This window comes from Bradyrhizobium cajani, assembly GCF_009759665.1.
Lineage (GTDB): Bacteria > Pseudomonadota > Alphaproteobacteria > Rhizobiales > Xanthobacteraceae > Bradyrhizobium > Bradyrhizobium cajani.
Genome location: NZ_WQNE01000043.1, coordinates 1 through 26,969 on the forward strand (window position 1 = coordinate 1; position 26,969 = coordinate 26,969).

The window sequence follows — 26,969 nt, forward strand, 5'->3', positions numbered from 1 at the left end:
GGTGGGCCCAGGGCGTGTTGCGCAACGCCGGTTTCAAGTTCGACGATTTCATCATCGTGCCGGGCCCCAGCGACAATGGCAAGCCGGTCTTCCTGTTGAATGCCGATGCCTTCATCTTCTGGCAGCGCAAGGAGCCTGATCTGCAAGCCGGTCAGACGCTGATGGCCCAGCTGGTCATGGATCCGGCGATCCAGACCATGTATTCGCAGATCACAGGATCGATCCCCGTGCGCACCGATGTCGACCTCTCCGGTGACGGCTGGTCGGATGGTCAACGGCGAACCGCGGCCGCGCTCAAGGACGCTGTCGCCAACAATCAGGCCGTCCTGAGCCTCGCGCACAACATGGCGCAGGAAAACGGCCTCACCGCAGCGATGATCGACGTACTCACCGAGTACGTGAAGAACAAGACGATCAAGCCGGAGCAGGCAGTCACCCGCCTCGCCGAGGCCGTCGAGGGCGCGCGTTGACGGACGCCGTCTCCACAGCAACCCGGGCCGGCCGACCGGTAATCTCCGACGTAGTCGGCCGGCTGCCCGAATATCTGATGATCTGGGTGCCGCTGCTCCTGTCCGCGGCGCATCTCATCTCGTTTTCGCTGTGGACGATCTGGATTTCGTTCACGCCATCCACCCTCGTCCCGGTCTCGGGCTGGGTGGGCTTGCGCAACTACACGGCAGTCCTGGCGAGTCGGAACTGGCAGATCGCGTTCGACAACCTGTTGCTGTTTGGCAGCGCTTTCGTACTGCTGAGTTTGCTGACCGGCCTCCTGCTTGCGATCCTGCTCGATCAGCGCATTCGCGGCGAGAACGTGCTGCGATCCATCTTCCTCTACCCCCTGGCGGTGTCGTTCGTCGTTACCGGCACGGTCTGGAGCTGGCTGCTCAATCCTGGCATCGGCATCCAGAAGCTCGTTCACGACCTCGGCTGGACCTCCTTCCGGTTCGACTGGCTGGTCGACCGCGACATGGCGATCTGGACGATCGTGATCGCTGCGATCTGGCAGTCCTCGGGCTTCGCCATGGCGCTCTTCCTGGCCGGCCTTCGCTCCGTCGACGCCGACATCATCAAGGCCGCGCAGATAGATGGCGCCGGGCCATTTCGCCTCTACCGGCGCGTCATCTTGCCGACGCTTTGGCCGATCACGGTCACCGTCATTGTCGTTCAATTGCAGTTCGCGATTTCGGCCTTCGACCTTGTCCGGGCACTGACCAACGGCGGGCCCGGAATAGCGACCCAGCTGCCAGCCCTCGTCGTCTACGACTTGATGTTCCAGCGCAGCCAGCTCGGCCGCGGTGCCGCGGCGGCGGTGCTCATGCTGCTCATCCTTCTCGCGGTGCTGCTGCCCTATGCGGCGTGGCGTTATATCCAGCGACGGCAGGCCGGCCATGCGTGACCGATCCTTCACGCCGGGCCGCATCCTGATCTATCTCGTCGTGACTTTGTTCGCGGCGGCTTACCTCGCCCCTCTGGCTGTCGTCGTCCTGAACTCGCTCCGCACCAACGAGGAGATCGCGCAGGGGTCAATGATCGGCTGGCCGCAACATCTAGCCTGGGGCAACTACGCCAAGGCCTGGAGCGGTTTCTGCGTCGCCGAGACCTGCGCCGGCATCCGGCCCTACATGCTGAACTCCGCGCTCGTCACGATCCCCGCGACGATCATCTCCACCCTGCTCGGCGCCGTCGCCGGCTACGCCGTGTCGCTCTGGCGTTTTCGCGGCGACAACTGGATCTACGGCATCGTCACCCTTGGCCTCTTCCTGCCCCAGCAGATGCGCTTGCTGCCCTGGACCATCGTGCTGCGGGACATCGGGCTCATCAACACGCTGACGGGTCTGGTGCTGATTCACACCATCCAGGGGCTCTCCTTCACCGCGCTGTTCTGCCGGAACTACTATGTCGCCATTCCGCATGAATTGATCCGGGCCGCGCGCATCGATGGCGCCGGATTCTTTCGTATCTTCTGGCGCATCATTCTGCCGCTCTCGGCGCCGATCCTGATCGTCACCGTGATCTGGCAGTTCACGCACATCTGGAACGAGTTCCTCTATGGCGTGACATTCACGACCGGCCAGCAGCAGCCTGTCACGGCCGCCCTCATCGCGCTATCTGCCGCAATCGCAGACATCCCGCAGCATGGCGTGCAGAGTGCTGCGGTGATCATCGCAGCCCTGCCCACCTTGTTGATCTATCTCCTCGGCGGCAGATATTTCGTACGCGGCCTCACTGCCGGGGCCGTGAAATGATGGATTTGTCATGGCAGCACTGAGCATTCGCACCCTGTCGAAGCGCTACGCCAATCTGGAGGTGCTGAAGGGCATCGATCTCGACATCGAGAGCGGTGAATTCACCGTGCTGGTCGGGCCGTCCGGCTGCGGCAAGTCCACGCTGCTCAACATCGTCGCCGGGCTCGATCGTCCGAGCGCCGGGACGATCGAGATCGGCGGGCGCGTCGTCAACGACATCCCGCCCAAGGACCGCGACATCGCCATGGTGTTCCAGTCCTACGCACTCTATCCCTCGATGACGGTACGCCAGAACATCACCTTCGGCATGGAATGCCGCCACGTGCCGAAGATCGAGCAGGAGAAGGCGGTCACGAATGTGGCCAAGCTGCTCCAGATCGAACCGCTGCTCGGCCGCAAGCCGTCGCAGCTCTCCGGCGGCCAGCGCCAGCGCGTGGCGATGGGCCGCGCGCTCGTGCGCAATCCCCTGCTCTTCCTGTTCGACGAGCCGCTGTCCAATCTCGACGCCAAGCTGCGTGTCGAGATGCGGATGGAGATCAAGCGGCTGCACCAGCGCATCGGCGCCACCATCGTCTATGTCACCCACGACCAGATCGAGGCAATGACGATGGCGACGCGGATCGCGGTGATGCATCAGGGCAGCGTGCAGCAGTTCGCCGACCCCGATACCGTGTACCGCTATCCGGCCAATCTGTTCGTCGCGCGTTTCATGGGCTCGCCACCAATGAACACCATGCCGGCACGCCTCGAGGCCGAGAATGGCAGCCTGGTGGTGATCATCGGCGCGGGGCGGCCGGACGAGGTTCGCCTGCGCCTCAAGGGATATGACGCGGCAGCGCCCTTCGTCGGTCGCGAGGTGGTGTTCGGGATCAGGCCGGAATGCATTGCAGAGGGCAGCCGCGCGTTTTCCGGCGATGCTCCTGTCCTCGTCAACGCGCCGGTGGAGATGGTCGAGCCGACCGGTGCCGAGACGATGGTTTTGCTGCGGCTCGGGGGCGAGCCCGCGATGGCGCGCATCTCGCCCGATATCCGCCCCGCGCCCGGCGCGTCCGCCTCCTTCGCGCTCGACACCCGCCGCATTTGCCTGTTCGATCCCGAGACGGAGCGACTGATCGCATGACGAAGACGACCTATTCAGGCCTTGCGGGCCGCGTGGTACTGATCACCGGCGGCGCCAGCGGCATCGGTGCCGCCTTCGTACGGGCCTTCGCGGCCCAGGGGGCACGCGTCGCCTTTCTCGACATCGACGCGGACGCCGGCGAAACGCTGGCGCGGGAAGTGGCAGGCAGCTTCGACGCAGCCCCCCTGTTCGTGCGGTGCGATCTCCTGGACATCGACGCCCTTCGCGCGGCGATGGCGATGGTCCACGGCGCGCTCGGCGATGCCGCGGTCCTCGTCAACAACGCCGCCAACGATCAACGCCAGGTTCTCTCCGAGGTGACGCCGGCCGAGTTCGACTGGATGATCGGCGTCAATCTCAAGCACGTATTCTTCGCAGCGCAGGCGGTCGTGCCGCAGATGCAGGCGCGTGGCGGCGGCTCGATCATCAACATGTCGTCGATCGCGTGGATGCGTGGCGCACCGGCGTTGCCGGCCTATGCCGCGGCGAAAGCGGCGATCGTCGGCTTCACCAATTCGCTGGCCCGGCTGGTCGGGCCCGACCGCATTCGTGTCAACGCGATTGCACCGGGCATGGTGATCACCGAGCGCCAGCGCCGGCTATGGTATCCGGACGAGCAGGCCATCGCCGAGCTGCGCACGCGTCAGGCCGTTCCCGATGCGGTGACGCCCGACGACATCGCCAACATGGCGCTGTTCCTGGCTTCCGACGAGAGCCGGCGCATCACGCGCCAGTGCATCCAGGTCGACGCAGGTCTCGGCTAGACTAGCTCGCCCGCCTGCCCTTGCGCATCGTTGCCAGCACGATGTCGGCGGCGAGCACGCTCGGCGACTTGTTGCCGGTCGACATGATCTGATCGAGCCGGGCGAACGCGTCGACCTGCTCCCGGCGTAGCGGCGATTCCGTCAGCAGTTCGGCGAGCGCCGCTGCCAGCTGTTCGGGCGTGCACTCCTCCTGCAGGAACTCGGGAATGACATCCTTGCCGATCACGAGATTGGCGAGGATCACGGAGGACACGCGGATCGCGCGGCGCAGGATGAAGGCCTCGATCGCGCCGACGCGATAGGCCGTCACCATCGGAATGCCCGACAATGCGAGCTCGAGCGTCACCGTGCCGGATTTTGCCAGCGCCGCATGCGCAATGCGAAAGGCCGCGCGCTTCTCGTTCTCGCCGATCACGATCTGCGGCTTGACCGGCCAGTTCGCGACGCCTTCGCGGATGGTGGACTCCAGATGCGGCATGGTCGGCAGCATCAGTTCGAATGCACGCCCCTGCGTCCGCAACCGGCCGAGTGCCGCACCGAACACGTCGAGGTGATGCCGGATCTCGCTGCGGCGGCTGCCGGGCAGCACCAGGAGCACCGGCGGCTCGCCGCCGCGGCGCTTCTGCTCCATAGCGTTCGGCCGCAGCGACGGCAATTGCTCGACCAGGGGATGGCCGACATAGCTGCATGGCGGCCCGCCGAGCTTTCGGTATTCCTCCGGCTCGAACGGCAACAGGCCGAGCACATGGTCGACATAGCCGAGCATGGTCCGAGCGCGTCCCGGCCGCCAGGCCCAGAGCTGCGGCGAGACATAGTCGATGATCGGGATCGCCGGACTGCGCGAGCGCACGCGGCGAGCGACGCGATGGGTGAAATCGGGGCTGTCGATGATGACGAGCGCGTCGGGCGCGGCCTCGGTCACGGCCTTCGCGGTCTCGCGGATCAGCCGCAGGATCTTCGGCAATTGCTGCACGACGGCGGCGAAGCCGACGATCGACAGCTCCTCGATCGGAAACAGCGTCTCTAACCCCTCGCGCGCCATGGTGCGGCCCCCGACGCCGACGAACTGCACGCCGTCGCCGAGCCGCTGGCGCAGCACCTTCATCAACGCGGAGCCCAGCCTGTCGCCGGATTCCTCCGTCGCGATCAGAAAAATCTTCCGCTTGGGATCGCGACCCTGCATCACGACGGCAGGCCGATCACGAAGAGATATTTCGCATCGGCGAGCGCGATCATCGCCTGCGGCTCGGCGGCAATGGTATTGCCGGCGATGACGGCAATGCCGGCCAGCCCGGCGGCCGCGACGCCCTCGATGGTGCGCGGGCCGATCGTCGGCAGGTCGAAGCGCAGATCCTGGCCGCTCTTCGGCGCCTTCACCAGCACGCCGCGCCCCATGGCGGCGCGAATACGGCCCTCCTCGCGCAGCCGCGCGACACGCGCGAGCAGCGCGTCGGTGCCCTCGATATCCTCGACCGCCACCACATGGCCGTCGATCACCACCGCGGCCTGGCCGATGTCGAACGGACCCAGCGCGGCCAGCACCGCGCGACCGCGCTCGATGTCGGCCTTGCTGGCGTCGCTCGGCCAGGCGCGGCTGATGCAGCCCTCGGGCATCAGCAGATCGGGCGCGACCTCCTTGATGCCGATCATGCGAAAACCATCCTGCTCGAGGATGCGCCCGACGCCGGACAGGAGATGGTCGTCGCCGCCGCGGAAGGCGCGAATGACGTTACCGAGCAGGCGCAGCGTCTTGACGTCGAACCGGATCTCCGACAGCGAGGGCCGCACTAGGGTGCCGATGAAGATCAGGTCGCGGCAGCCTTCTTCGCGGAACAGCCGCATGGCGCGGCCGAGCTGGCCGACCGAGATCCAGCGATGGCGGAATTTTTCCACGCGCGCCGGGTCGCAGGCCCCGCGCAGCGGAAACAGCACCGGCGTGATGCCACGTGCGGCGAGCGACTCGGCGACCGCGAACGGCATGGCGCCGCCGCCGGCGACGATGCCGACCGGTGGCGAAACCTCCGAAGCCGCCGATGTCATGTCCGCGGCCATCCAAAGTCACTTCGCAATGGCGGGAAGGCAGAGCGGGCGCTTGCCCTTGCCGATGAAGTCGAGGATCTCGGCGATCGCCGGGTCTTCGCCGGCGAGCGACCTGGACGCCTCCAGCCGCTCGGCGAACGTGCCGAGCCCATGGAAGAGCTTCTGGTAGAACGCGCGCACGGTCGCGAGCCGCTCCTTGGTGAACTTGCGCCGCTTCATGCCGATCAAATTGAGGCTTTCCAGCACGGCATACTGGCCGTTGACCAGCCCGTAGGGGATGACGTCGTCGCGCACGCCGCACACGCCGCCGACCATGACATAGGGGCCGATGCGCGTGAACTGATGCACCGCGGACAGGCCGCCGATATAGACGGCATCGCCGATCTCGCAGTGACCGCCCAGCGTCGCCGACGTCGCGAAGATCACGTTGTCGCCGACCATGCAGTCATGGCCGACATGGCTGTTGTTCATGAAGTAGCCGCCGCTGCCGACGCGGGTCAGGCCACCGCCCTTGATGGTGCCGACATTCATCGTCGCGCCTTCCCGGATGGTGCAGCCGGAGCCGATCTCGAGCCGCGTCGGCTCGCCCTTGTAGCTGAGATCCTGAGGCGCGCCGCCCAGCACCGCGAACGGCGAGATCACGCAGCCGTCCCCGACCGAGGTATGGCCGATGACGGTGACCTGCCCGATCAGCTTGCAGTTCGCCCCGATTACGGCGTTCGGGCCGATGATGCAGTAGGGCCCGATTTCGGTGCCCTCGCCGATCACCGCGCCGTCTTCCACCCGTGCGGTGGGATCAATCTTACTCATCAAGAAGGTCTGATTATGTGTTGAAGTCGCTTGGTTTTCCGGTGGTTAGCGCGACTATGACCGGTCTGTCCAGTGACGTATCATCTCGCCATGTTTCAAGTACCGGATGAACGCCCTTCGCGGCACATCAACCGGTTCATGCGGAGCTTCAACTCTCGTGGTCAGAGCCCTGGCACTTCTGCTCGCACAGTTCGCCGCCGCCCCGATCGTCTCTGAGACGATCGAGACCGGCGAACGCCGCCCCATCGACCTTGCGACATTCGAGTGCCGCGATATCAGCCGCAGCACGGTGCTTCAGCGCGTCTGCTACGACCGCGCACAGCAGAACCTGATCATCGCGATCAATGGCACGTACGACCGCTATTGCGGCGTGGACTCCGATACGGTCGACCGCCTCCTGGGCGCGCCGTCCATGGGGCAGTTCTTCAACCGGAATATCAGACGGCAGGACGTCGGCAGCCGCTACGATTGTGGCGGGTGAGCCCTCGTCCCCTCAGTCCGTCAGCATGGCGCCGACGTCGGCTTCCGCGACGACATGGCCGTTGACCTTGGCGTCGCCGTGAAACCACCACATCGTCTTGCGGCGGCCGAGCGAGCGCATGTGGTACTCGATGGTATCGCCGGGCAGCACCGGCTTGCGAAACTTGCACTTGTCGATGGTGAGGAAGTACACCGCCCGCGGCTTCTCGGTGCCTTCGACCGACTTGATGCCGATCACGCCCGCCGTCTGCGCCATCGCCTCGATCATCATCACGCCGGGATAGACGGGACGCTCGGGGAAATGGCCCTGGAAGGCCGGCTCGTTGAAGGTGACGTTCTTGATGCCGATGCCGCTGTAATCGGCGCGGATGTTGATCACGCGGTCGATCAGCAGCATCGGAAAGCGGTGCGGCAGGGTCTGGAGGATCGCGTTGATGTCCACCAGTTCGAACTTAACAGGTAATTCCTCCGTCATTCCCGTCCCTCGTCCTTCGGATCGGCCTTGTTGTCGCGAACCAGGCGCTCCACCGCGATGATCTCCTTGAACCATTGTTTGGTCGGCTTGGCGAAATGCCCGCCCCAGCGTCCGCCCGGCGGGATGTCGTCCTTGACGGCGCTCATGGCGGTCACCTGGGCTCCGTCACCGATCTTGAGGTGGTTGTTGATGCCAACCTTCGCTCCCAGCGCCACGTTGTCGCCGATGGTCAGGCTGCCCGCCAGCCCGATCTGGGCCGCCAGCAGACAGTGCCGGCCGATCGTCACATTGTGGCCGATCTGGACCTGATTGTCGATTTTGGTGCCCTCCCCGATCACGGTGTCGCGCAAGGACCCGCGGTCGATCGTGGTGTTGGCACCGACTTCCACGTTGTTCTGGATCAGCACACGGCCGGTTTGCGGCACCTTCAGATGGCCCTCCGGGCCGAAGAAGATGAAGCCGTAGCCGTCCTGACCGATCGAGCAGCCGGGGTGGATCAGCACGTCGTTGCCGATCAGGGCGCACTGGATGGCCGTGCGGGCACCGACATTGCAGTCGCGGCCGATCTTGACGCCCGGGCCGATGACGGCGCCGACGCCGATCACCGTGCCGCTGCCGATCTCGACGTCCGGACCGATCACGGCCAGGGGATCGACGATGACGCCGTCCTCCAGACGCGCGGTGGGATCGATGATGGCCGACGGCGCGATGCCGTCATTGCCGACCCAGGATTGCGGCCTGAGCGCATCGCCATGCCATTCCCGCGCGACCCTGACGAAGGCACGGAACGGCTGCGCCACGCGCAGCACGGCCACATGCGCCGGCACCTCCGCCTCGAAGCGCGGACTCACCAGGCAGGCCCCGGCCCTGGTCGCCCTGAGTTCATCGGCATATTTCAGGTTGTCGAAGAACGTCAGATGCATCGGTCCGGCTTCGTCGAGCGACGCCAGGCCCGTGATGACGTGGCCACCCCTCGCGGGATCGACCAGTTGCGCCTTGGTCAGCGCGGCAATGTCAGCCAGCGCTGAGGCAGGCGGTTTTGTGAAGAAGATCGGTTGCGCCATTCCACCCCGTCGCGGTCCGGCTTCGGCATGAAGCGGCCGGGCCGCATCATGCCTCATCTCTTGAATTGGCACGATCCCTTCGGAAACCGGCTCCAGTGATCCGGATCGTGCCGTGCTGATCGAATTAGAACGTGGTGCCGCCGCCGAACCGGAACTCCTGCGTACGGTCGTACTTGCCCTTGCTGAGCGGCACGGCGTAGTCGAAGCGCAGCGGACCGAACGGCGATTGCCAGATCAGGCCGACGCCGACCGACGAACGGATCACCTTGCTGTCGTCATAGACGAGGCCAGTGCAGGTTCCGGCGGTCGGTGGGTTGACCGTCGAGGGGATACAGCCCGGCGCATTGACTTCGTTGGTCAACGCCCAGCTGGTCGGTCCCTTGTAGTCGTACAGGCCACCGGCATCGGCATAGACCGCGCCCTTCAGACCCACTTCCTTCGGCAGGAACCAGAACGGCATCTGGACCTCGAGCGAAGCGCCCCAATACTTGGTGCCACCGAGCGCGTCCTGCGTTCCGAAGGGATTCAAGTCGCGCGGACCGATGCCATTCGGGGCAAAGCCGCGAACGAGGTTCGGCCCCATCTGGAAGTGGTCGAGCATGCGCAGATCGTCGTTGATCTTGGTCAGAATACCGCCCTGGAGGTGGACGATGCCGACGAGGTCCGACACCAGCGGGGCGTAATACTTTCCGTCCGCGACAGTCTTCAGGTAGGAGACGTCGCCGCCGACGCCGGCGAAATCCTGCCGGAAGTCGATGAGCAGACCGTCGGTCGGGTTCTTGTTGTTGTCCAGCGTGTTGTAGGTCAGCGTATAGCCGAGCGCCGAGGTCAACGTCTTGCCGTTGGCAAGCTCCTTGCGCACCGGCAGCGAAGCTTCGCCGTCGAAGTAGCAGCCGAGGCCATTGGTCGAGGTCAGATCGATCGGCGGCGTCTGCGATGCCGCGAAGGCCGGGCTCGGGTTGAAGGCGGACGAACCGAGGACGTTGTTACAGTTCGCCAGGTTACTCGGCAGCGTGATTTCCTGCTGGTAGACCGAGTAGCGCAACTGCAGCGCCAGATCTTCACGCAAGGAGAAGCCGAGGCGCGGCGAGAAGCCGAGCGTCTTGGTGCCGTAGGAGATGTAGCTGTTGGACAGCTGCTGGCGCTGATAGAGGTCGAGGCCGAGCGCGACGCGGTAGTCGAGCAGATACGGCTCGACGAACGACAGCGAGTAGCCGCGTGCGTACTGGCCATAGGTCACCGACGCCTTGGCGAACAGGCCGCGGCCAAGCAGATTGCGTTCGGAGATCGAGACTTCGGCCAGCGCGCCGTCGGTCGTGGAGTAGCCGCCCGAGACCGAGAAGTCGCCGGTCGATTTCTCTTCGAGATCGACGATCAGGATGACGCGGTCGCTCGAGGAGCCCGGCTCCGTCGTGATCTTCACGCTCTTGAAGTAGTCGAGGTTCTTCAGGCGCCGCTCGGCGCGGTCGACCAGCGCGCGGTTGTAGGCATCGCCTTCCGAGATGTCGAACTCGCGCCGGATCACGTAGTCACGCGTACGGCTGTTGCCGCGAACGTTGATGCGCTCGATATAGGTGCGCGGACCCTCGTCGATGTTGAACACGACCGAGACGGTGTGCGCCTCGAAGTTGCGGTCGCCGCCGGGACGGACCACGGCGAAGGCATAGCCGCGGCGCGAGGCCTCGATCTGCATCTCCTCGACCGACTTCTCGACCGATTCGACGTTGTAGAGCGAGCCGACATTGACGCGCGAATAGCCGCGCATCGAAGAGGGATCGAAGTTCGGAATGCTCGAGCGGAAGTCGACCGCGCCGACGCGGTATTGAGAGCCTTCCTCGATCTTGAAGGTGACGTTGAAGCCCTTCTTCTCCGGATCGTATTCGGTGAGCGCGGCCACGACCTGGACGTCGGCGAAGCCGTTCTTCAGGTAGAAGCGGCGGATCAGGTCGCGGTCGGCCTCGACGCGGTCGGGATCGTAGACGTCGCCGCTGCCCAGGAAACTCAGCAGATTCGTTTCGCGCGTCTTGATGACGTCGCGCAAGCGGTAGGACGAGAACGCGTTGTTGCCGACGAACTCGATCGATTTGACGCCGGTCTTGGAGCCTTCGACGATCGTGAAGATTAGATCGACGCGGTTGTTCGGCTGCTCGATGATTTCGGGAGTGACGTGAACGTCGTAGCGGCCGGACCGGCGATAGATTTCGGCGATTCGCAGCGTGTCGGACTGCACCATGGCGCGGGAGAACGTACCGCGCGCCTTGGACTGGACTTCGGCGGTGAGCTGCTCGTCCTTGATCTTCTTGTTGCCCTCGAAGGCAATGCGGCCGATCACCGGGTTTTCCACCACGGAGACGATGATCTGGCCGCCAGGACCGCGATTGATCCTGACGTCCTGGAACAGGCCGGTCTCGATCAGCGCCTTCAGGCCGTCATCGATGGCGCCCTGATCCAGGCGGCCGCCCGGGCCCGGCTTGAAATAGGAGCGGATCGTCTCCACCTCGACGCGGCGATTTCCTTGGACGGAAATCGACTGCACCGTCTGAGCGAGCGCAGACGAAGACACGAAAATAGCCCCGACCGGGGCAACCACCGGCGCGCCGAACATGATCAGGGTTGCGAGCAAGCCCCCCCGGAGTCGCAGTCCAAACTTCATCGCGCAACGCGCCCTTATCATTCCGTACCAGACCCAACCCCAACGCCGGTCTGGAAGATTCCCCAAGTTCAAGCCGCTTGTAGCCAATTTCCCCGACGCCGCAAACGGCCGAGCGCGCCGCAATTTCATTTTCATTCCAAGACGTTGCTCAACAGCAACGCCACAAAAAAGCCCCTATCACGAAGCCGCCATCCGCAGGATGTCGTTGTAGGTCGCAAACACCATCAACATCAGCACCAAACCGAGCCCGATTCGGAACCCCATTTCCTGAGTCCGCTCGGAAAGCGGCCGACCGCGGAGCACCTCCGCCGCATAGAACATAAGGTGACCGCCATCGAGCAGCGGGATCGGGAACAGGTTCAAGAGGCCGATCGACACCGACAAAACCGCGCACAGATTGATCACGAACTGGAACCCGGCGCTGGCCGCCTGCCCCGACATCTTGGCGATGCCGAGGACGCCGCTGACCTCGTTGGGATTGCCTTGCCCGACGAACAGCGAGCCCAGGAACTTGAAGGTGCTGGTGATGATGAACCAGACCTGCTCGACCCCGATCTTGAGTGCTTCGCCAACGCCGACCGGAGTGGTCGAAGCCTCGCCGGCCTGCGACTTGTGCTCGACGCCGAGCACGCCGACTCGGTGGCTGTTGCCGAAGGGATCCTTGCGCTCGAGCAGCGCCGGCGTCGCCGTCAGCGAAACGATGGCGCCGTCCCGCTTGACCTGGAACACAAGCGCCGAACCTGCGTTCATCGCAACGATTCGCTGCATGTCGGCAAAGCTTTCGATCGGTTTGCCGTCGATCTGGACGACGACGTCCCCGATCTTGAAGCCGGCCGCAGCCGCAGCGCCTTCGGCGACGACGCCATCGACACGCGCGATCGTGCTCGGCTTGCCATAATACAGCGCCATGGCCGCGAAGATCAGCGCGCCGAGGATGAAATTGGCGATCGGTCCGGCCGCCACGATGGCGGCGCGCGGGCCGACTTTCTTGTGGTGGAAGCTGCCGGCGCGCTCCTCGGCCGTCATGGCCGCGAGCGTCTCGGCCGACGGGGTCGAGGCCTCGCTCTCGTCGCCGAAGAACTTGACGTAGCCGCCAAGCGGAATCGCGGAGATCTTCCAGCGGGTGCCGTGGCGGTCGTTGAAACCGACCAGCTCAGGTCCGAAACCGAGCGAGAAGGTCAACACGCGAACGCCTGCCCAGCGCGCGACCAGGAAATGGCCGAGCTCGTGGAAGAACACGACGATGGTCAGGACGAACAGGAAGGGAACCGCGTAGCCGAGGAGCCCATGGCTCAACGCACTGAAACTATGGACAAAAAAGTCGATCATCGATTTCCCTCTCCAGCGCCGCGAGGCCCTGGCCGCGAACCATCTAGGATGCCTTTAAGGCAATTTGAGGCAATAGGGCGGCAGCTCTATTTCGAGCAACATGGTCAACAGAGATTGCATCATCGGCGGAGGTCAGCGGGGCCTGGTTCCCGCTACGGATCCAGTCCTCCAGCGTCGCCTCGACCAGCCGCGCAATCGCGCCGAACCGGATCTTGCCGGCGATGAAGGCCGCGACCGCGACCTCGTTGGCGGCGTTGTAGACGGTGGTCGCCCCCTTCCCGGTCCGGAGCGAATCGTAGGCGAGGCGCAGCCCGGGGAACCGCTCGAAATCCGGCGCCTCGAAAGTGAGCTGGCCGATCTTGGCCAGGTCCAGCTTGGCCGCCGGTCCCTTGATGCGGTCGGGCCAGCCGAGGCAATGCGCGATCGGCGTGCGCATATCAGGCGCGCCGAGCTGGGCCACCACCGAACGGTCGGAGAACTCGACCATACCGTGGATGATCGATTGCGGGTGAACGAGGACGTCGATCTCGTCGGGGCTCAGTGCGAACAGATAGGACGCCTCGATCACCTCGAGCCCCTTGTTCATCATCGAGGCGGAATCGATCGTGATCTTCTGGCCCATGCTCCAGTTCGGATGCTTCAGCGCCTGGGCAAGCGTGGCCTGCTCGATGTCGGCACTCTTCCAGGTCCGGAACGGGCCGCCCGACGCCGTGATGATGACGCGGACGAGCTCGTCGCGGTTGCCTGAGCTGAGCGCCTGGAACAGCGCATTGTGCTCGGAATCGGCCGGCAGGATGCAGGCGCCCGCTTTTGCCGCGCGCTGCATGAAGAAATCACCGGCGCAGACGAGACATTCCTTGTTGGCGAGCGCGACATGCGCGCCGCGATCGACCGCAGCCAGGGCAGGCTTCAGTCCGGCGGCGCCGCTCACGGCAGCCATCACCCAATCGGCCGGACGTGCGCCGGCCTCGATCACCGCGCTTTCGCCGGCGCCGCATTCCGTGCCCGTTCCCGCAAGCGCGGCCTTGAGCTCGGCGAGCTTGGAGGTGTCGGCGATCGCGACATAACGCGCGGAAAATTCCCGGGCGAGCTTGGCCAGCGCCTCGACATTGCCATTCGCGGTCAGCGCCTCCACGCGGTAGCGCTCGGGGGCGGCACGCAGCAAATCCATCGTGCTGTCGCCGATCGAGCCGGTGGCGCCGAGAACCGTGACGCTGCGGACGTCGGACGCAGCAAGCCTGTTGTTACGCAATGGGACCGCGCTCATATCCTCACCAAACCATAAGACCGCTTCCGGCGCTATGCACACCATGGCGGAAGTAGCCGATAATCCATGCCATCAGGATGGCGGCGACAAAACCGTCCAGACGGTCCATAAGACCGCCATGGCCGGGAATTAAGTGACTGGAATCCTTGACACCGAAGCGCCGCTTGACCGCGGATTCGAAGAGATCGCCGGCTTGCGATACCACCGACAGGATGGCGCTGACGAACAGCAGCGGAACAGCCTTCCCGAGCCCGAAGGCGGCAAAGCCGGCGCCGACCGCAAGGCTCGCGGCAAAGCCCCCGAGCGCTCCGGCCCAGGTCTTCTTGGGGCTCACGCGCGGCCATAGCTTCGGCCCGCCAATGCCGCGGCCGGCGAAATAACCGCCGATGTCGGTCGCCCACACCACCAGCAGCACGAACATCAGCGCGGAGAAACCGTGGACGAGATCCTTCCGCACCAGGATCGAGGCCAGCAGCGCCGCCGACGCATAGGCGAAGCCGGTCGCCGCCCACACGAACTTGCCGCGCGCGATCAGCGTCACGATCGCGCCGCCGACGCAGCCGACGATGACAGCGGTCTTGAGCGCGCCGAAGGCCACGCACAAGCCCATCATGGCGATGACGACCGTCCCTGCCCCGGTCAGCGCGGTCGAGCCTGCGCCCACCACCATCAGCCATTCCGCGAACAGTCCAATCGACGCCAGGGTGACGAGAAGCGCCCATAACCAGCCGCCGGCATAAGCGATCGCGATGGTCAGCGGCGCCAGCACCAGCGCTGCGAGGACTCGCAGCACCAGATTGCTCGGGGCAGGCTTGGCGCCTGCCGGTGCGGCGTCGGGTTCGCTCACGAGGCGGTTTTCGCGACCAGACCGCCGAAACGGCGCTCGCGCCTGGCAAATTCGGCGATCGCGCTTTCCAGCGCCGCCTTGTCGAAATCGGGCCAGTGGATCGGAACGAAGACGAGCTCGCTATAGGCGGCCTGCCACATCAGGAAATTGGACAGGCGCTGCTCGCCGCTGGTGCGGATGATGAGGTCGGGATCCGGAATGTCGGGCGCATCGAGATGAGCCCCCAGCGTCTCGGCATCGATCGTACCAGGATCGCGCCTGCCCTCCGCGACTTCGCGCGCGAGCTTCTGCGCGGCCTTCGCGATCTCCTGCCGCGAGCCGTAGTTGAAGGCGACGACGAGCGTGAGGCGCGTATTGTCGCGCGTCAGCTCCTCGGCCTCGTTCAGCAACGCGCAGATGTCGCCATCGAGCCCGTCGCGCTCGCCGATGATGCGGACCTTGACGCCGTCCCGGTGCAGGCTCGCCAGATCGTTGCGGATGAAGCGCCTGAGCAGGCCGAAGAGATCGCCGATCTCGCTTGCCGGACGCGACCAGTTCTCCGACGAGAAGGAGAAGATGGTGAGATAGCGGATACCGAGCTCGTGCGAAGCACGCACGACGCGGCGCAAGGCCTCCACGCCGCGGCGATGCCCCTCCGCACGCGGCAGACCGCGCGCGGCCGCCCAACGCCCGTTGCCATCCATGATGATGGCGACATGCGCAGGCGCGTCGGACCGATCGGGTCCTTCCGTTGCGGGCGCGGCGGCGTTGGACATGACGGCAGCCTTAAAGCATGATCCGGACCCGAAGGGCCGCGTTAGCGCAAAGTGCGAAGCGGTCTTCCGACAAGATCATGCGCGAACAATACTCTAAAGCGCGATGACGATCCTCATCCCGCTTTAGACGGTGAGGATTTCTTTTTCCTTGGCGGCCAGCAGCTGGTCGATCTCGGCGATCGTACCGTCGGTCGCCTTCTGCACCTCGTCGGCGTGACGCTTCTGGTCGTCCTCCGACATCTCGTGATTCTTCTCGAGCTTCTTGAGGACGTCGAGACCGTCGCGGCGGACGTGGCGCGCGGCGACCTTGGCGGCTTCTGCGTATTTGTGGGCGACCTTCACCAGCTCCTTGCGCCGCTCCTCGTTGAGCTCGGGGATGCGCAGGCGCAGCACCTGGCCTTCGGTCGCGGGCGACAGGCCGAGATTGGAATCGACGATCGCCTTCTCCACGGCCTTGACCATCGACTTGTCCCAGACCTGCACCGAGATCAGGCGCGGCTCCGGCACGCTGACGGTGGCAAGCTGGTTCAGCGGCATGTGGCTGCCATAGGCGTCGACCTGCACCGGATCGAGCATCGAGGCGGAGGCGCGGCCGGTGCGCAGGCCGCCGAGCTCGTGCTTGAGGGACTGGACCGCGCCCTGCATGCGGCGCTTCACTTCGTTGAGGTCGAAATTACCCGTGGGCATCACGTTTCTCCTTCAAAATCCCGGCGACCGCTCCGCGCCCTTCGATCGGGGCGCGCTGGATGAGCCGTCAGCCGGCGACGATGGTTCCGTGGCCGACGCCACGTAGAATCGCGCCGATCGACCCCGGCTCCGCGATCGAGAATACGATGATAGGCAGCGACGTCTCGCGGGCAAGCGCGAAGGCGGTCGCATCCATCACCTTGTAGCCGCCCTCGATCGCCTGCGAATGCGTCAGCCGGTCGAACCGCGTCGCGGTCGGATCCTTCTTCGGATCGGCCGAGTAGACGCCGTCGACATTGGTCGCCTTCAGGACCGCCTGGGCCCCGATCTCGGCGGCGCGCAGCACCGCGGTGGTATCGGTGGTGAAGAACGGATTGCCGGTTCCGCCGCCGAGCAGCACGATTCGGCCCTCCGCGAGGTATTTGTGCGCCGCAGTGCGGGTGAACAGCTCGGAAATCTCCGGCATGACGAAGGCGGATAGCGCGCGCGCCGGCGTGCCTTTGCGCTCGATCGTCGCCTCCAGCGCGAGGCAGTTCATCATGGTGGCGAGCATGCCCATGGTGTCGCCGGTCGTCCGCGACACGCCGCGGGAGGACACCTCGACGCCGCGCACGATGTTGCCGCCGCCGATCACCACCGCAACCTCGGTGCCGAGCTGGCGGGCGGCGATCAGGTCGTCCGCAACCCGGTCGACAGTCGGCTGATCGATGCCAAAACCCTGCTGTCCCGCGAGATATTCGCCGGACAGCTTGATCACGACGCGACGATAGACCGGATCAGTCATGAGCACTTTCCTCGTCCGGGCGCCGCTTCCGGCGGCACGCCGGAAGGAACGTTCCGGCGCTTACTTCTTGCCGCTCGCCGCCGCGACCTCGGCCGCGAAGTCGCTTTCCTGCTTTTCGATTCCCTCGCCGAGAGCATAGCGCACAAAGCCGGCGATCTTCACAGGCCCGCCGACCTTGCCCTCGGCCTCCTTCACCGCCTGCGCCACCGACTTGCCGGTGTCGTGGATGAAGGCCTGCTCGAGCAGGCAGACTTCCTTGTAGTAGGTCTTGAGGCCGGATTCGACGATCTTCTCGATCACGTTCTCGGCCTTGCCCTGCTGACGATATTTGTCGGCGAGCACGTCCTTTTCGCGCTTGACGACCGCCGGATCGAGACCGGACGGATCGAGCGCGAGCGGGTTGGCGGCCGCGACATGCATCGCGATCTGGCGGCCGAGCGCTGCGAGCTCGTCGGCCTTGCCCGGCGATTCCAGCGCCACGATCACGCCCATCTTGCCGGCGCCGTCGATGACGGCACCGTGGACGTAGCTCGACACCACGCCCTGCTTCACTTCAAGCTGGGCGGCGCGGCGCAGCGTCATGTTCTCGCCGATGGTGGCGATCGCATCATTGATGGCGGTTTCGATCGTGACGTCGCCGACCTTGGCGGCCTTGATCTTCTCGACGTCGGCGCCGGCGTCGAACGCGACCTGGGCGATCATCTTGACCAGGCCCTGGAACTGACCGTTGCGCGCGACGAAGTCGGTCTCGGAGTTGACCTCGACCACGACGCCCTTGGTGCCCTTGGTGAGCGCGCCGATCAGGCCTTCTGCCGCGACGCGGCCGGACTTCTTGGCGGCCTTCGACAGGCCCTTCTTGCGCAGCCAGTCCTGCGCCGCTTCCATGTTGCCGTCGTTTTCGGTCAGCGCGGCCTTGCAGTCCATCATGCCTGCGCCGGTGGACTCGCGCAGATCCTTGACCATCGCAGCTGTGATCGTTGCCATCGTTGAAAATCCTTCTTGCCTGCCGGTTCGCCGCGGCGCGGCTCCAATCGCCCCGCCGCGGTCCATCTCAGGAATTCGCGTCAACTGAATGAAATGGTGGCCGGACTTGTATCCGGCCAACCCATCGCTCGTTTTGACTATTCCGCTTCCGCGGTCAGCGCCTTGGCCTTGGCCACCCACGCATCGGCGCGGCTCGGCAGACCGACCTCTTCGCCGATCGTGTGCGCGGTGGCGTGGTCGAGCTCGGCAAGCTGCCAGTAGTGGAAGATGCCGAGGTCGTTGAACTTCTTCTCGATCGCACCCGACACGCCCGGGAGCTTCTTGAGGTCGTCGGCGGTGCCGCGCGGACCGGCAAGGCCCTGGAAGCCGCTCGACGAGGCAGCCGGCAGCTCTTCGGCGAGCGGACGAGCCGATGCACCGATGTCGATGCCCGAATCGCCCTGGGCGCGCGAGATGCCGTCGATCGCCGCACGCGCGATGAGATCGCAGTACAGCGAAATGGCGCGGCCGGCGTCGTCATTGCCCGGCACCACATAGGTGATGCCCTTCGGGTCCGAATTGGTGTCGACGATCGCAGCGACCGGGATGTTGAGCCGCTGGGCTTCCTGGATCGCGATGTCTTCCTTGTTGGTGTCGATCACGAAGATCAGGTCGGGCAGACCGCCCATGTCCTTGATGCCACCGAGCGAGCGGTCGAGCTTGTCGCGCTCGCGCTGAAGCGTCAGGCGCTCCTTCTTCGTGTAGGAATTGGCTTCGCCGCCGGAGAGCACGTCGTCGAGGTGACGCAGGCGCTTGATCGAGGCCGAGATCGTCTTCCAGTTGGTCAGCGTGCCGCCGAGCCAGCGCGAATTGACGAAATACTGCGCGCAGCGCTTGGCAGCGTCCGCGACGCCGTCCTGCGCCTGGCGCTTGGTGCCGACGAACAGGATGCGGCCGCCCTTGGCCACCGTGTCGCTGACGGCCTGGAGGGCCTGGTGCAGCATCGGCACGGTCTGGGCGAGATCGACGATGTGGATGTTGTTACGGGTGCCGAAAATGAACGGGGCCATTTTCGGATTCCAGCGGTGAGACTGGTGACCAAAGTGCACGCCAGCTTCGAGCAGCTGACGCATGGTGAAGTCGGGTAGCGCCATCGTTATAATTCTCCGGTTGGTTCCTCCGGAAACGTGTGAGCAAAACGGAGCGTTCTCGCCCCGGCTGCCACCGGACGGCCTTGTGAGCCATGTTTCCGTGTGAGATGGCGCGCTATATAGCGCCATTTCGGCCAGAAGCAAGGAAATAAGGGCCTTTCGGGGGCGGTTTTCGCCCGCGAGAGGCCCCTTCCGTAAAGACCACGCTCCCCCCTGGCACTTCCTGGCACTTGGCTAGCATTTGGGCTGGTTGGGCGGACACTTCTTGGGCGCTGGCGCAGCCGGGTGGTGCGGCGGAGGTGCCGCCGGACGCGGCGGAGGTGGTGGCGCGACCGCCATCCGGGGCGGCGGTGCCGGTGCCGGCCGGGCGACCGGCGGCGGAGGCGGCGGCGCGGGCCGAGCCATCGGCGGCGGTGCCGGCCGGGCCATGGGCGGAGGCGCCGGCCGCGCGACTGCAACCGGTGGGGCCGGTCGTGGCGGTGGAGGAGCAGCCACCCTTGGCGGCGGCGCCGAGACCCGCGGCGGAGGCGGCGGTGTGGGCCGCGCCACGGCCTGAGGGTGCGGTGGCGGTGCGGCCGGTCTTGCCGCCTGCGGCGGGGCCGGCGGCAGATGCTGCGGTCTGATCGGCTCGCGTGCAGCCGACGGCGGCGGCACGATGGGTCTTCCGGCGGCCCCCGCAGGCGTGCCGGGCGCGCCAGCCCGCGGCGGCGTCGAACCAGCCGGCTCGCGGGTTGCGGATTTGGCGCGATCGGCGGGTCCGGTCCCGGGTGGTGTCTGGGCCACCGGTGGCTTGGGCGGCTGGCCGGGCGCAGCGGCCGGGTTTGTCGCGGTGGGCGCAGCGGTCACCGGAGCGGCGGCCGTTGGTGCCCCCGGACGCGCCGGCAGCGTCGTGCCGGGCGCCGCAGTCGTCGGTGCCCCCGGATGAATCGGCGGTGTCGCGCCGGGTGCGGTTGCGGCCGGCGCGGGCCTGCCGCCCGGCAGAGGCCCTGCCCCCGCCGGCGGCGTCGGCGGACCGCCACGGGCGCCGGGGACCGGCAGCGTGTTGGCCTCGGGCAGCCTGGCCTGTGGCGCAGCGGATGGCGCTGCGGTCGGCGCGACATTCGCCGGCGCGACCGGAGGCGCCCCCGGCCTTGCTGTCGGCTGGACCGTCGCGCTCGGCGGCATCGGCGCCTTGCCTTGCTGGATCAGGGCGGCGCGCTGCATCACCGCCTGCGGCACGGCCGGCGCCACCGGGTTGGCACGGCCGGCTACCGCCGGCGCCAGATTACCCGGTCCGACAGCCCCTGCTCCCACCCCCGCCGGCGGGGGCGCTGGCGGGCGGTTGATCACCGTGTTGATGACCGTGGTGTTGTGGATGTTCTGGTAAATGATGTTGTTGGGCGGCGGTGCGACATAGAGCGGCGGCCGGCAATAGACCGGGATCGGCACGAACACCGGCTGCGGCAGCACGAACAGGCCGACCACCGGCAGCGGCGGCGGCAGCACGACGAAATCCGGCGGCGGCGGCGGCAGATAATACACCGGCGGCGGCGGTGGCGGCGCGAAGCCGAAATCAGGATCGCTGAAATACAGCACCGGACGGTCGACATAGACCACCTCCTCCGGAGGCGGCGGCGGCACGTCGTAATCGATCATCGCAAAGGTCGGCGGCGGCTCGGCCGGCGCGGTGAGGATTGCGAGGCGCCGGCGCGCATCGGCCGCATGCGGGCCGCGCGGATAGCGGCGCAGGTACGACCAATACGCTTCGGGCGTGTCGGTCCGGTAGGTCCGCCGCCAGGTGATCGCCTCGCGCCGCGCCGCGACGATCGCCATCACGCGCTTGGCAAGCGGATCGCCGGGATAGGCCGCGAGAAATTCCTCATAGGCCGGCAGCGTGTCGCGTTCGAGCGCGGCGGCATAGGCATCCTGCACGCCGAGATCGCGGATCGGCTTGTTGCGGATCGCGGCGACCTGATCGGGGGCGGCTTCCGGCGGCGGCGCGTCGGGCCCGCGCTCGAAGAACGAGAACTGGGCCGATATCTTCTGCTCGTTCCAGGGCACCTGCGCGCCCTTGCTGGCCTCGTTGACGCGCAGGCGGACGCGGTCGAACACCTCGGGCAGCGGCAGGCCGCCGGTGCGGATCATCTCGGCGAGCGACTGCGCATAGATGCCGTAGGGGCCCGGCTCTTCCGGCGCGACGGTGCCGGGCGCCGCGTTGAAGGCGATCAGCATGTTCGCCTCGGGCTCGACCAGCGCGAGCCCGCTCGCGATCGGCTGGCCGCCCTCGATGAAGGGCTGCGCGCGGGCTGCATCGAGCACGACGATATTCGCCTTCAGCGGGATGGCGGCGAGCTGGCGAATATAGTCGCTGATGCGCAAGGCCTCGGTCGGGACGTCGGTGTCGCGGGTGATGTTGGAATCGACCGGAATGAAATAGTTCTCGCCGGCAAGCTGGATGCCGTAGCCGCCGAGATAGATCATCGCCACGGTGCCGGGCCCGGAGGCCTGCGCCTTCTGGATGAAATCGCGAAAGCTCTTGCGCAGCGTGTCGCCGTCGAGATCGCGCGCGCCGACGACGTCGAAGCCCGCCGCCTGGAGCGTCTGCGCGATCAGGCCGGCATCGTTCGCGGTCGTCGCCAGCGGCGACTTGGCATAGGCGCCGTTGCCGACCACGAGCGCGATGCGCTTCTCTTGCTGCTGGGCGCGGGCCGGGTTTGGCCCCGCGGCAAGGACGAGGATCGGCAGAAGGCAGATGAAGACTCTGAACGTCCCACGCATGGCTTGCTTGCCCGTTATTGTTGTTGAGCTTGCTGCCGCGCATCAGACGCGCGGCCAGCTGAACGGCGCTTGAACGAAAGGCTGGGATTGAGGCGGTGGCATGGCCGGGTCGCTGCCGACGTCAGCTCCGCGTCAGCCCTGCGCGATCAGGTCGACCGTTCCCGTCGTGAGCCGGTAGATGCCGCCGACGACCTTCAGCTTGCCCTGCTCTACCGCCGCATTGAGGATTGGCGCCGCCGACTTTAGCTTCGCGACGTTGTCGATCACGTTCTGCCGGATGGCCTTGCTGAGCACATCCCCGCCTTGCTGCATCGCAGCCTTTGCGGCAGGCGCGATCGCATCGACCAGCGAAGGGATGTGTCCCGGCGGCGGCTTGTCGTCCTTGATCGCCTTCAGCGTCGCATCGACTGCGCCGCAGGCATCATGGCCGAGCACGAGGATCAGCGGCGCGCCGAGCACGGCAACTGCATATTCCATGCTGGCAATGGTCTCGATGCCGGCGAAATTTCCGGCGACGCGGCAGACGAACAGATCACCCCGGCCGGCGTCGAAGGCATATTCCGGCGCGATGCGCGAATCGGCGCAGCTCAGCACGGCCGCGAACGGGTTCTGTCCGCCGACGAGGGCTTCACGCTCGTGCTTGAAATCGTGGCGCCGCGCCACGCCGTCGACGTAGCGCGCATTACCGTCCATCAACCGCTTCAATGCAGCATCAGGCGACAGCACGTTCTGCGGTTTTGGCGGTGCCTTGGTTTCCTTGGCGAAGGCCGCGCCGCCGAGGGCCAAGCCTACGGCGGAAGCGGCGAACAGCATGGCGGTACGCCGTGACGGCACGATCTCATGCTGTAGAGATTGAGAGCATTTGTCGCACATCTGTTCCTCCCGGCGCCACGGACCGACAGTATCGCCGCGATCATAGCCGCGATGAGATGGCGAAACCACAACATCTGCAGCGCCGGACGCCCAGGCCGGACCTCGCCGTGTTCGCGGCGCTCGATCAGAGCTGCTGCACATCCACGACGCCGGCGACCGCCTTGATGGCGCCGGCGATCTGCGGCGAGACCTTGAAGCGGCCGGGCAGCTTCATCTCGACCTCGGTCTCGAGGTCGAGCATCATAACCAGCGAGACCTCGCCGTCGCCGTTGGAGCGCGGCGCGGTGGCGGGACTGCCGATCTTTGGCGCAGCGCCGTTCGCGGATGCCATCTCTGGTCCGGCAAGGCGCTTGGCGATCGACTCGAGCGGCTTGGTGTCGCGCAGGAAGATGCGCAGGCCCTTCTGCGTCTTGGCGGCGGCGTCATCCAGCGGCTCGGCATGCAGCACGCGGGCGCGGACGTCCTCGCCCTGCAGCTCGGCGCCGAGCTGGAGCAGCACGGCCGCACCCGGCTCCAGCACGTCGCGATACTGCGCAAGGCCCTCGGAGAACAGCACCGCCTCGAAGTGGCCCGTGGGATCGGAAAGCCCCATGATGCCCATCTTGTTGCCGGTCTTGGTGCGCCGCTCCATGCGCGAGACCACGGTCGCCGCGACCTTGCCGGCGGTGGCGCCGGTCTTCACCGCGCGCGAGAACTCGGCCCAGGACTGCACCCGCAGCCGCTTCAGCACGGTGGCGTAATCGTCGAGCGGATGGCCCGACAGGAAGAAGCCGATCGCGTCGTATTCGCGGCGCAGCCGCTCAGCCGGCAGCCACGGCTCGACCTGCGGCAGCATGATCGTCGGTGCGTCGGCCGATGAGCCGAACATGTCGTTCTGGCCGATGGTTGCGGCTTCGTGCGCGCGCTGGCAGGCGGCGAGGATCGAGTCGGCGCCGGCGAAGACGCGGGCCCGGTTCGGCTCCAGCGTGTCGAAGGCACCCGCGGCGGCGAGGCTTTCGATGATGCGCTTGTTGATCGCGCGCGGCGACACCCGCGCGGCGAAGTCGGCGAGCGAGGTGAACAGGCCGTTCTTGGTCCGCTCTGCGATGATCTGGTCGATCGCCTGGATGCCGACGCCCTTCAGCGCCGCGAGCGCGTAGTAGATCGTCTTCTCGCCGACCTCGAAGGTCGCTCCGGACCGGTTGATGTTCGGCGGCTCGACCTTGATGCCGAGACGCTGCGCCTCGGAGCGGAATTCGGAGAGCTTGTCGGTATTGTTCAGATCGAGCGTCATCGACGCCGCGATGAACTCGACCGGATAATGCGCCTTCATGTAGGCGGTGTGGTAGGACACCAGCGCATAGGCCGCCGCGTGGCTCTTGTTGAAGCCGTAGTCGGCGAACTTCGCCAGCAGTTCGAAGATGGTCTCGGCCTGCCCCTTCGGCACGCCGTTCTTCACCGCGCCCGCGACGAAGATGTCGCGCTGCTTGTCCATCTCGGCGCGGATCTTCTTGCCCATGGCGCGGCGCAGGAGGTCGGCGTCGCCGAGCGAATAGCCCGACATCACCTGCGCGATCTGCATCACCTGTTCCTGGTAGATGATGACGCCGAAGGTCTCCTTGAGGATCGGCTCCAGCACCGGATGCAGATATTCCGGCTCCTCGTCGCCGTGCTTGCGGGCGCAATAGGTCGGGATGTTCGCCATCGGGCCCGGACGGTAGAGCGCGACCAGCGCGATGATGTCCTCGAAACGGTCGGGGCGCATGTCGACCAGCGCGCGCCGCATGCCCTGGCTTTCAACCTGGAACACGCCGACCACCTCGCCGCGCGCCAGCATCTGGTAGCTTTCGGCATCGTCGATCGGCAGTGTCGCGAGATCGACATGGATGTCGCGCGGCTTGAGCAGTTTGCACGCGACGTCGAGCACGGTCAGCGTCTTGAGGCCGAGGAAGTCGAACTTGACGAGGCCGGCCGGCTCGACCCATTTCATGTTGAACTGGGTCACCGGCATGTCGGATTTGGGATCGCGATACATCGGCACGAGTTCGCTCAGGGGGCGATCGCCGATCACGATGCCGGCCGCGTGCGTCGAGGCGTGCCGCGTCAGCCCTTCGAGGCGCTGGGCGATGTCGAAGGCGCGCGCCACCACCGGATCCTCGTCGCGGAAGGCCTGAAGTTTCGGCTCGCTCTCGATCGCCGCCGCCAGCGTGACCGGCGCGGCCGGATTCTGCGGCACCAGCTTGGTCAGCTTGTCGACCTGGCCATAGGGCATTTGCAGCACGCGACCGACGTCGCGCAGCACGCCGCGCGCCTGCAGCGTACCGAAGGTGATGATCTGCGCCACCTGGTCGCGGCCATAGCGCTCCTGGACGTACTTGATCACCTCGCCGCGGCGGTCCTGGCAGAAGTCGATATCGAAGTCCGGCATCGAGACGCGTTCCGGATTGAGGAAGCGCTCGAACAGCAGGCCGAACTTGATCGGGTCGAGGTCGGTGATGGTCAGCGCCCAGGCGACCAGCGAGCCTGCGCCGGAGCCGCGGCCCGGCCCGACCGGAATCCCTTGCGACTTCGCCCATTTGATGAAGTCCGACACGATCAGGAAGTAGCCCGCGTACTTCATGCGCATGATGACGTCGAGCTCGAACGCCAGACGCTTGTTGTAGTCCTCTTCCGTCGTGCCCTGCGACAGGCCATGCACGCGCAGACGGTTGGCGAGCCCCTCCTCCGCCTGCCGCTTCAGTTCGGCGGCCTCGACCGCGGCGGCGTCCGAGCTCGCCGCGGCGCCGACGGTGAAGAACGGCAGGATCGGCTTGCGCGTCATCGGGCGGAACGAGCAGCGCTCGGCGATCTCGACCGTCGAGGCCAGCGCCTCCGGAATGTCGGCAAACAGCAGCGCCATCTCGGCGCGGGTCTTGAAGCGGTGATCGGGCGTGAGCTGCTCGCGATCGGTCTCGGCGATCAGCCGCCCGCCGGCGATGCAGAGCAGCGCGTCATGCGCCTCGTAATCGTCGGTCGCGGCGAAATACGGCTCGTTGGTCGCGACCAGCGGCAGGCCCTTGGCGTAGGCGATATCGATCAGCCCGCTCTCGATGCGCCGCTCCTTCTCGGTATTGTGGCGCTGCAATTCGATGTAGAGGCGGTCGCCGAACAGGTTGGCCAGACGCTCGCAGCGCGTGGCCGCAAGCTCGGCATGGCCGGCGGCAAGCGCCAGCGAGATCGGCCCGTCCGGGCCGCCGGTGAGCGCGATCAGGCCCTCGGTCTCGCCTTCGAGCCAGTCGAACTTGATGTGGGAGGCGTGGGTGTCGGGCGTCTCCAGGAACGCCCGCGAGTTCAGCCGCATTAGGCTGCGATAGCCGCGCTCCTGCGCCGCCAGCAGCACCACGCGCGACGGCAGGAGCGCGTTGCGCGCATTGGGATCCTGGTCGCCGAAATCGATCGCGAGTTCGCAGCCGACGATCGGCTGGATGCCGGAACCCGCCATCTTGTCGGAGAACTCGAGCGCACCGAACATGTTGTCGGTGTCGGTCAGCGCCAGAGCCGGCTGATGGTCCTTCTTGGCAAGCTCGGCGAGCTTGCCGATCTTGATCGAGCCCTTGAGCAGCGAATAGGCCGAGTGAACGTGAAGGTGGACAAATCCGGCGCTCGGCATGATCGCGTGACGGCCTCTTGCAGATGAGATGGAGCGGTCGCCCGCTCCTGGGGTATCCACCCGCCCGGCCGACTCGCCTCACAATGGTGGGGCGTCACTGCGCCGGAGTCCACGCCGGAGCGGCCGATCGGACGCGTCGTCCCGCTTTTCCCCAACCAGGCCTGCCCTGTTGCCGCAGAATCAGAGCTGCGGGATCACTTGCGCCCAGATCGCGATCATCCCGACGAACAGCGTGATCGACGCCAGTGCGGCGGCTTCTTCCACGAAAATCCTGAA

Annotated in this window: 23 protein-coding genes; 6 read left to right on the top strand and 17 right to left on the bottom strand. The window is 66.1% G+C overall.

Annotation, left to right across the window (positions count from 1 at the left end; all coding sequences use genetic code 11):
- The 5 genes from GPL20_RS33830 to GPL20_RS33850 form a co-directional block, all read left to right on the top strand.
- On the top strand, nt 1-470 hold a 470-nt coding region (locus GPL20_RS33830), incomplete at its 5' end, for an extracellular solute-binding protein (RefSeq protein WP_347340050.1).
- Nucleotides 467-1,396, top strand: coding sequence for a carbohydrate ABC transporter permease (locus tag GPL20_RS33835; RefSeq protein WP_167533332.1), 930 nt, complete (start codon nt 467-469; stop codon nt 1,394-1,396). The genes GPL20_RS33830 and GPL20_RS33835, both read left to right, overlap by 4 nt.
- The gene (locus tag GPL20_RS33840) at nt 1,389-2,246 is read left to right on the top strand and encodes a carbohydrate ABC transporter permease (RefSeq protein WP_167533333.1); all 858 of its coding nucleotides are present in this window, start codon (nt 1,389-1,391) and stop codon (nt 2,244-2,246) included. The genes GPL20_RS33835 and GPL20_RS33840 overlap by 8 nt, the downstream gene beginning before the upstream one ends.
- Before the next feature lie 10 nt (nt 2,247-2,256).
- Entirely contained in the window at nt 2,257-3,366 is a 1,110-nt protein-coding gene (locus GPL20_RS33845) for an ABC transporter ATP-binding protein (protein WP_157336114.1), read from the top strand.
- Nucleotides 3,363-4,130, top strand: a complete 768-nt coding sequence (locus tag GPL20_RS33850; protein ID WP_157336116.1) for an SDR family NAD(P)-dependent oxidoreductase — start codon at nt 3,363-3,365, stop codon at nt 4,128-4,130. The genes GPL20_RS33845 and GPL20_RS33850 overlap by 4 nt, the downstream gene beginning before the upstream one ends.
- A 1-nt stretch (nt 4,131) precedes the next feature.
- Here the strand turns inward: GPL20_RS33850 and lpxB are convergent, their stop codons facing one another.
- From lpxB to lpxA, 3 genes are read right to left on the bottom strand one after another with little or no spacing between them, the layout of a single operon-like run.
- Complete coding sequence (gene lpxB / locus GPL20_RS33855) at nt 4,132-5,316, bottom strand: lipid-A-disaccharide synthase (protein ID WP_254126360.1); 1,185 nt, start codon at nt 5,314-5,316, stop codon at nt 4,132-4,134.
- A complete protein-coding gene (locus GPL20_RS33860; protein ID WP_157336118.1) occupies nt 5,313-6,170 on the bottom strand; it encodes an LpxI family protein in 858 nt (285 codons plus the stop codon). Before GPL20_RS33860 ends, lpxB begins: the two co-directional genes overlap by 4 nt.
- 18 nt (nt 6,171-6,188) lie before the next feature.
- Nucleotides 6,189-6,980: an acyl-ACP--UDP-N-acetylglucosamine O-acyltransferase gene (lpxA, locus tag GPL20_RS33865; protein ID WP_157336120.1), complete on the bottom strand. Its 792-nt coding sequence runs from the start codon at nt 6,978-6,980 to the stop codon at nt 6,189-6,191.
- 157 nt (nt 6,981-7,137) lie between these two features.
- On the opposite strand from lpxA, the gene GPL20_RS33870 reads away from it, so the two are divergent.
- Nucleotides 7,138-7,461, top strand: a complete 324-nt coding sequence (locus GPL20_RS33870) for a KTSC domain-containing protein (RefSeq protein ID WP_254126362.1) — start codon at nt 7,138-7,140, stop codon at nt 7,459-7,461.
- A 12-nt stretch (nt 7,462-7,473) separates the two neighbouring features.
- On the opposite strand, the gene fabZ is transcribed toward GPL20_RS33870, so the two are convergent.
- The 14 genes from fabZ to dnaE all read right to left on the bottom strand — a co-directional run bounded on the left by fabZ (nt 7,474) and on the right by dnaE (nt 26,693).
- On the bottom strand, nt 7,474-7,935 hold the full coding sequence (gene fabZ, locus GPL20_RS33875; RefSeq protein ID WP_157336123.1) for a 3-hydroxyacyl-ACP dehydratase FabZ: 462 nt from the start codon (nt 7,933-7,935) through the stop codon (nt 7,474-7,476).
- Nucleotides 7,932-8,999, bottom strand: a complete 1,068-nt coding sequence (gene lpxD, locus GPL20_RS33880) for a UDP-3-O-(3-hydroxymyristoyl)glucosamine N-acyltransferase (protein ID WP_157336125.1) — start codon at nt 8,997-8,999, stop codon at nt 7,932-7,934. Before lpxD ends, fabZ begins: the two co-directional genes overlap by 4 nt.
- A 124-nt stretch (nt 9,000-9,123) precedes the next feature.
- Complete coding sequence (gene bamA, locus GPL20_RS33885; protein WP_157336127.1) at nt 9,124-11,652, bottom strand: outer membrane protein assembly factor BamA; 2,529 nt, start codon at nt 11,650-11,652, stop codon at nt 9,124-9,126.
- 177 nt (nt 11,653-11,829) lie between these two features.
- Nucleotides 11,830-12,981, bottom strand: coding sequence for an RIP metalloprotease RseP (rseP, locus tag GPL20_RS33890; RefSeq protein WP_157336128.1), 1,152 nt, complete (start codon nt 12,979-12,981; stop codon nt 11,830-11,832).
- Between the two features lie 43 nt (nt 12,982-13,024).
- Nucleotides 13,025-14,248 carry a 1-deoxy-D-xylulose-5-phosphate reductoisomerase gene (dxr, locus tag GPL20_RS33895; protein WP_157336130.1) on the bottom strand — a complete coding sequence of 408 codons (1,224 nt, stop codon included), beginning with the start codon at nt 14,246-14,248 and terminating at the stop codon, nt 13,025-13,027.
- A 4-nt stretch (nt 14,249-14,252) separates the two neighbouring features.
- Nucleotides 14,253-15,095, bottom strand: coding sequence for a phosphatidate cytidylyltransferase (locus GPL20_RS33900; RefSeq protein ID WP_254126364.1), 843 nt, complete (start codon nt 15,093-15,095; stop codon nt 14,253-14,255).
- A complete protein-coding gene (locus GPL20_RS33905; protein WP_157336132.1) occupies nt 15,092-15,850 on the bottom strand; it encodes an isoprenyl transferase in 759 nt (252 codons plus the stop codon). Before GPL20_RS33905 ends, GPL20_RS33900 begins: the two co-directional genes overlap by 4 nt.
- A gap of 123 nt (nt 15,851-15,973) precedes the next feature.
- A complete protein-coding gene (gene frr / locus GPL20_RS33910; RefSeq protein WP_157336134.1) occupies nt 15,974-16,537 on the bottom strand; it encodes a ribosome recycling factor in 564 nt (187 codons plus the stop codon).
- Nucleotides 16,538-16,604: 67 nt separating this feature from the next.
- The gene (pyrH, locus tag GPL20_RS33915; RefSeq protein WP_157336136.1) at nt 16,605-17,321 is read right to left on the bottom strand and encodes a UMP kinase; all 717 of its coding nucleotides are present in this window, start codon (nt 17,319-17,321) and stop codon (nt 16,605-16,607) included.
- Between the two features lie 60 nt (nt 17,322-17,381).
- Nucleotides 17,382-18,305, bottom strand: coding sequence for a translation elongation factor Ts (tsf, locus tag GPL20_RS33920; protein ID WP_157336138.1), 924 nt, complete (start codon nt 18,303-18,305; stop codon nt 17,382-17,384).
- A 137-nt stretch (nt 18,306-18,442) separates the two neighbouring features.
- Nucleotides 18,443-19,438: a 30S ribosomal protein S2 gene (locus GPL20_RS33925; RefSeq protein ID WP_157336140.1), complete on the bottom strand. Its 996-nt coding sequence runs from the start codon at nt 19,436-19,438 to the stop codon at nt 18,443-18,445.
- A 231-nt stretch (nt 19,439-19,669) separates the two neighbouring features.
- Nucleotides 19,670-22,192 carry a caspase family protein gene (locus GPL20_RS33930; protein ID WP_157336142.1) on the bottom strand — a complete coding sequence of 841 codons (2,523 nt, stop codon included), beginning with the start codon at nt 22,190-22,192 and terminating at the stop codon, nt 19,670-19,672.
- Between the two features lie 132 nt (nt 22,193-22,324).
- The gene (locus GPL20_RS33935) at nt 22,325-23,065 is read right to left on the bottom strand and encodes a carbonic anhydrase (protein WP_157336144.1); all 741 of its coding nucleotides are present in this window, start codon (nt 23,063-23,065) and stop codon (nt 22,325-22,327) included.
- A gap of 124 nt (nt 23,066-23,189) precedes the next feature.
- Nucleotides 23,190-26,693: a DNA polymerase III subunit alpha gene (gene dnaE, locus GPL20_RS33940; protein WP_157336146.1), complete on the bottom strand. Its 3,504-nt coding sequence runs from the start codon at nt 26,691-26,693 to the stop codon at nt 23,190-23,192.
- Nucleotides 26,694-26,969 lie beyond the last annotated feature (276 nt).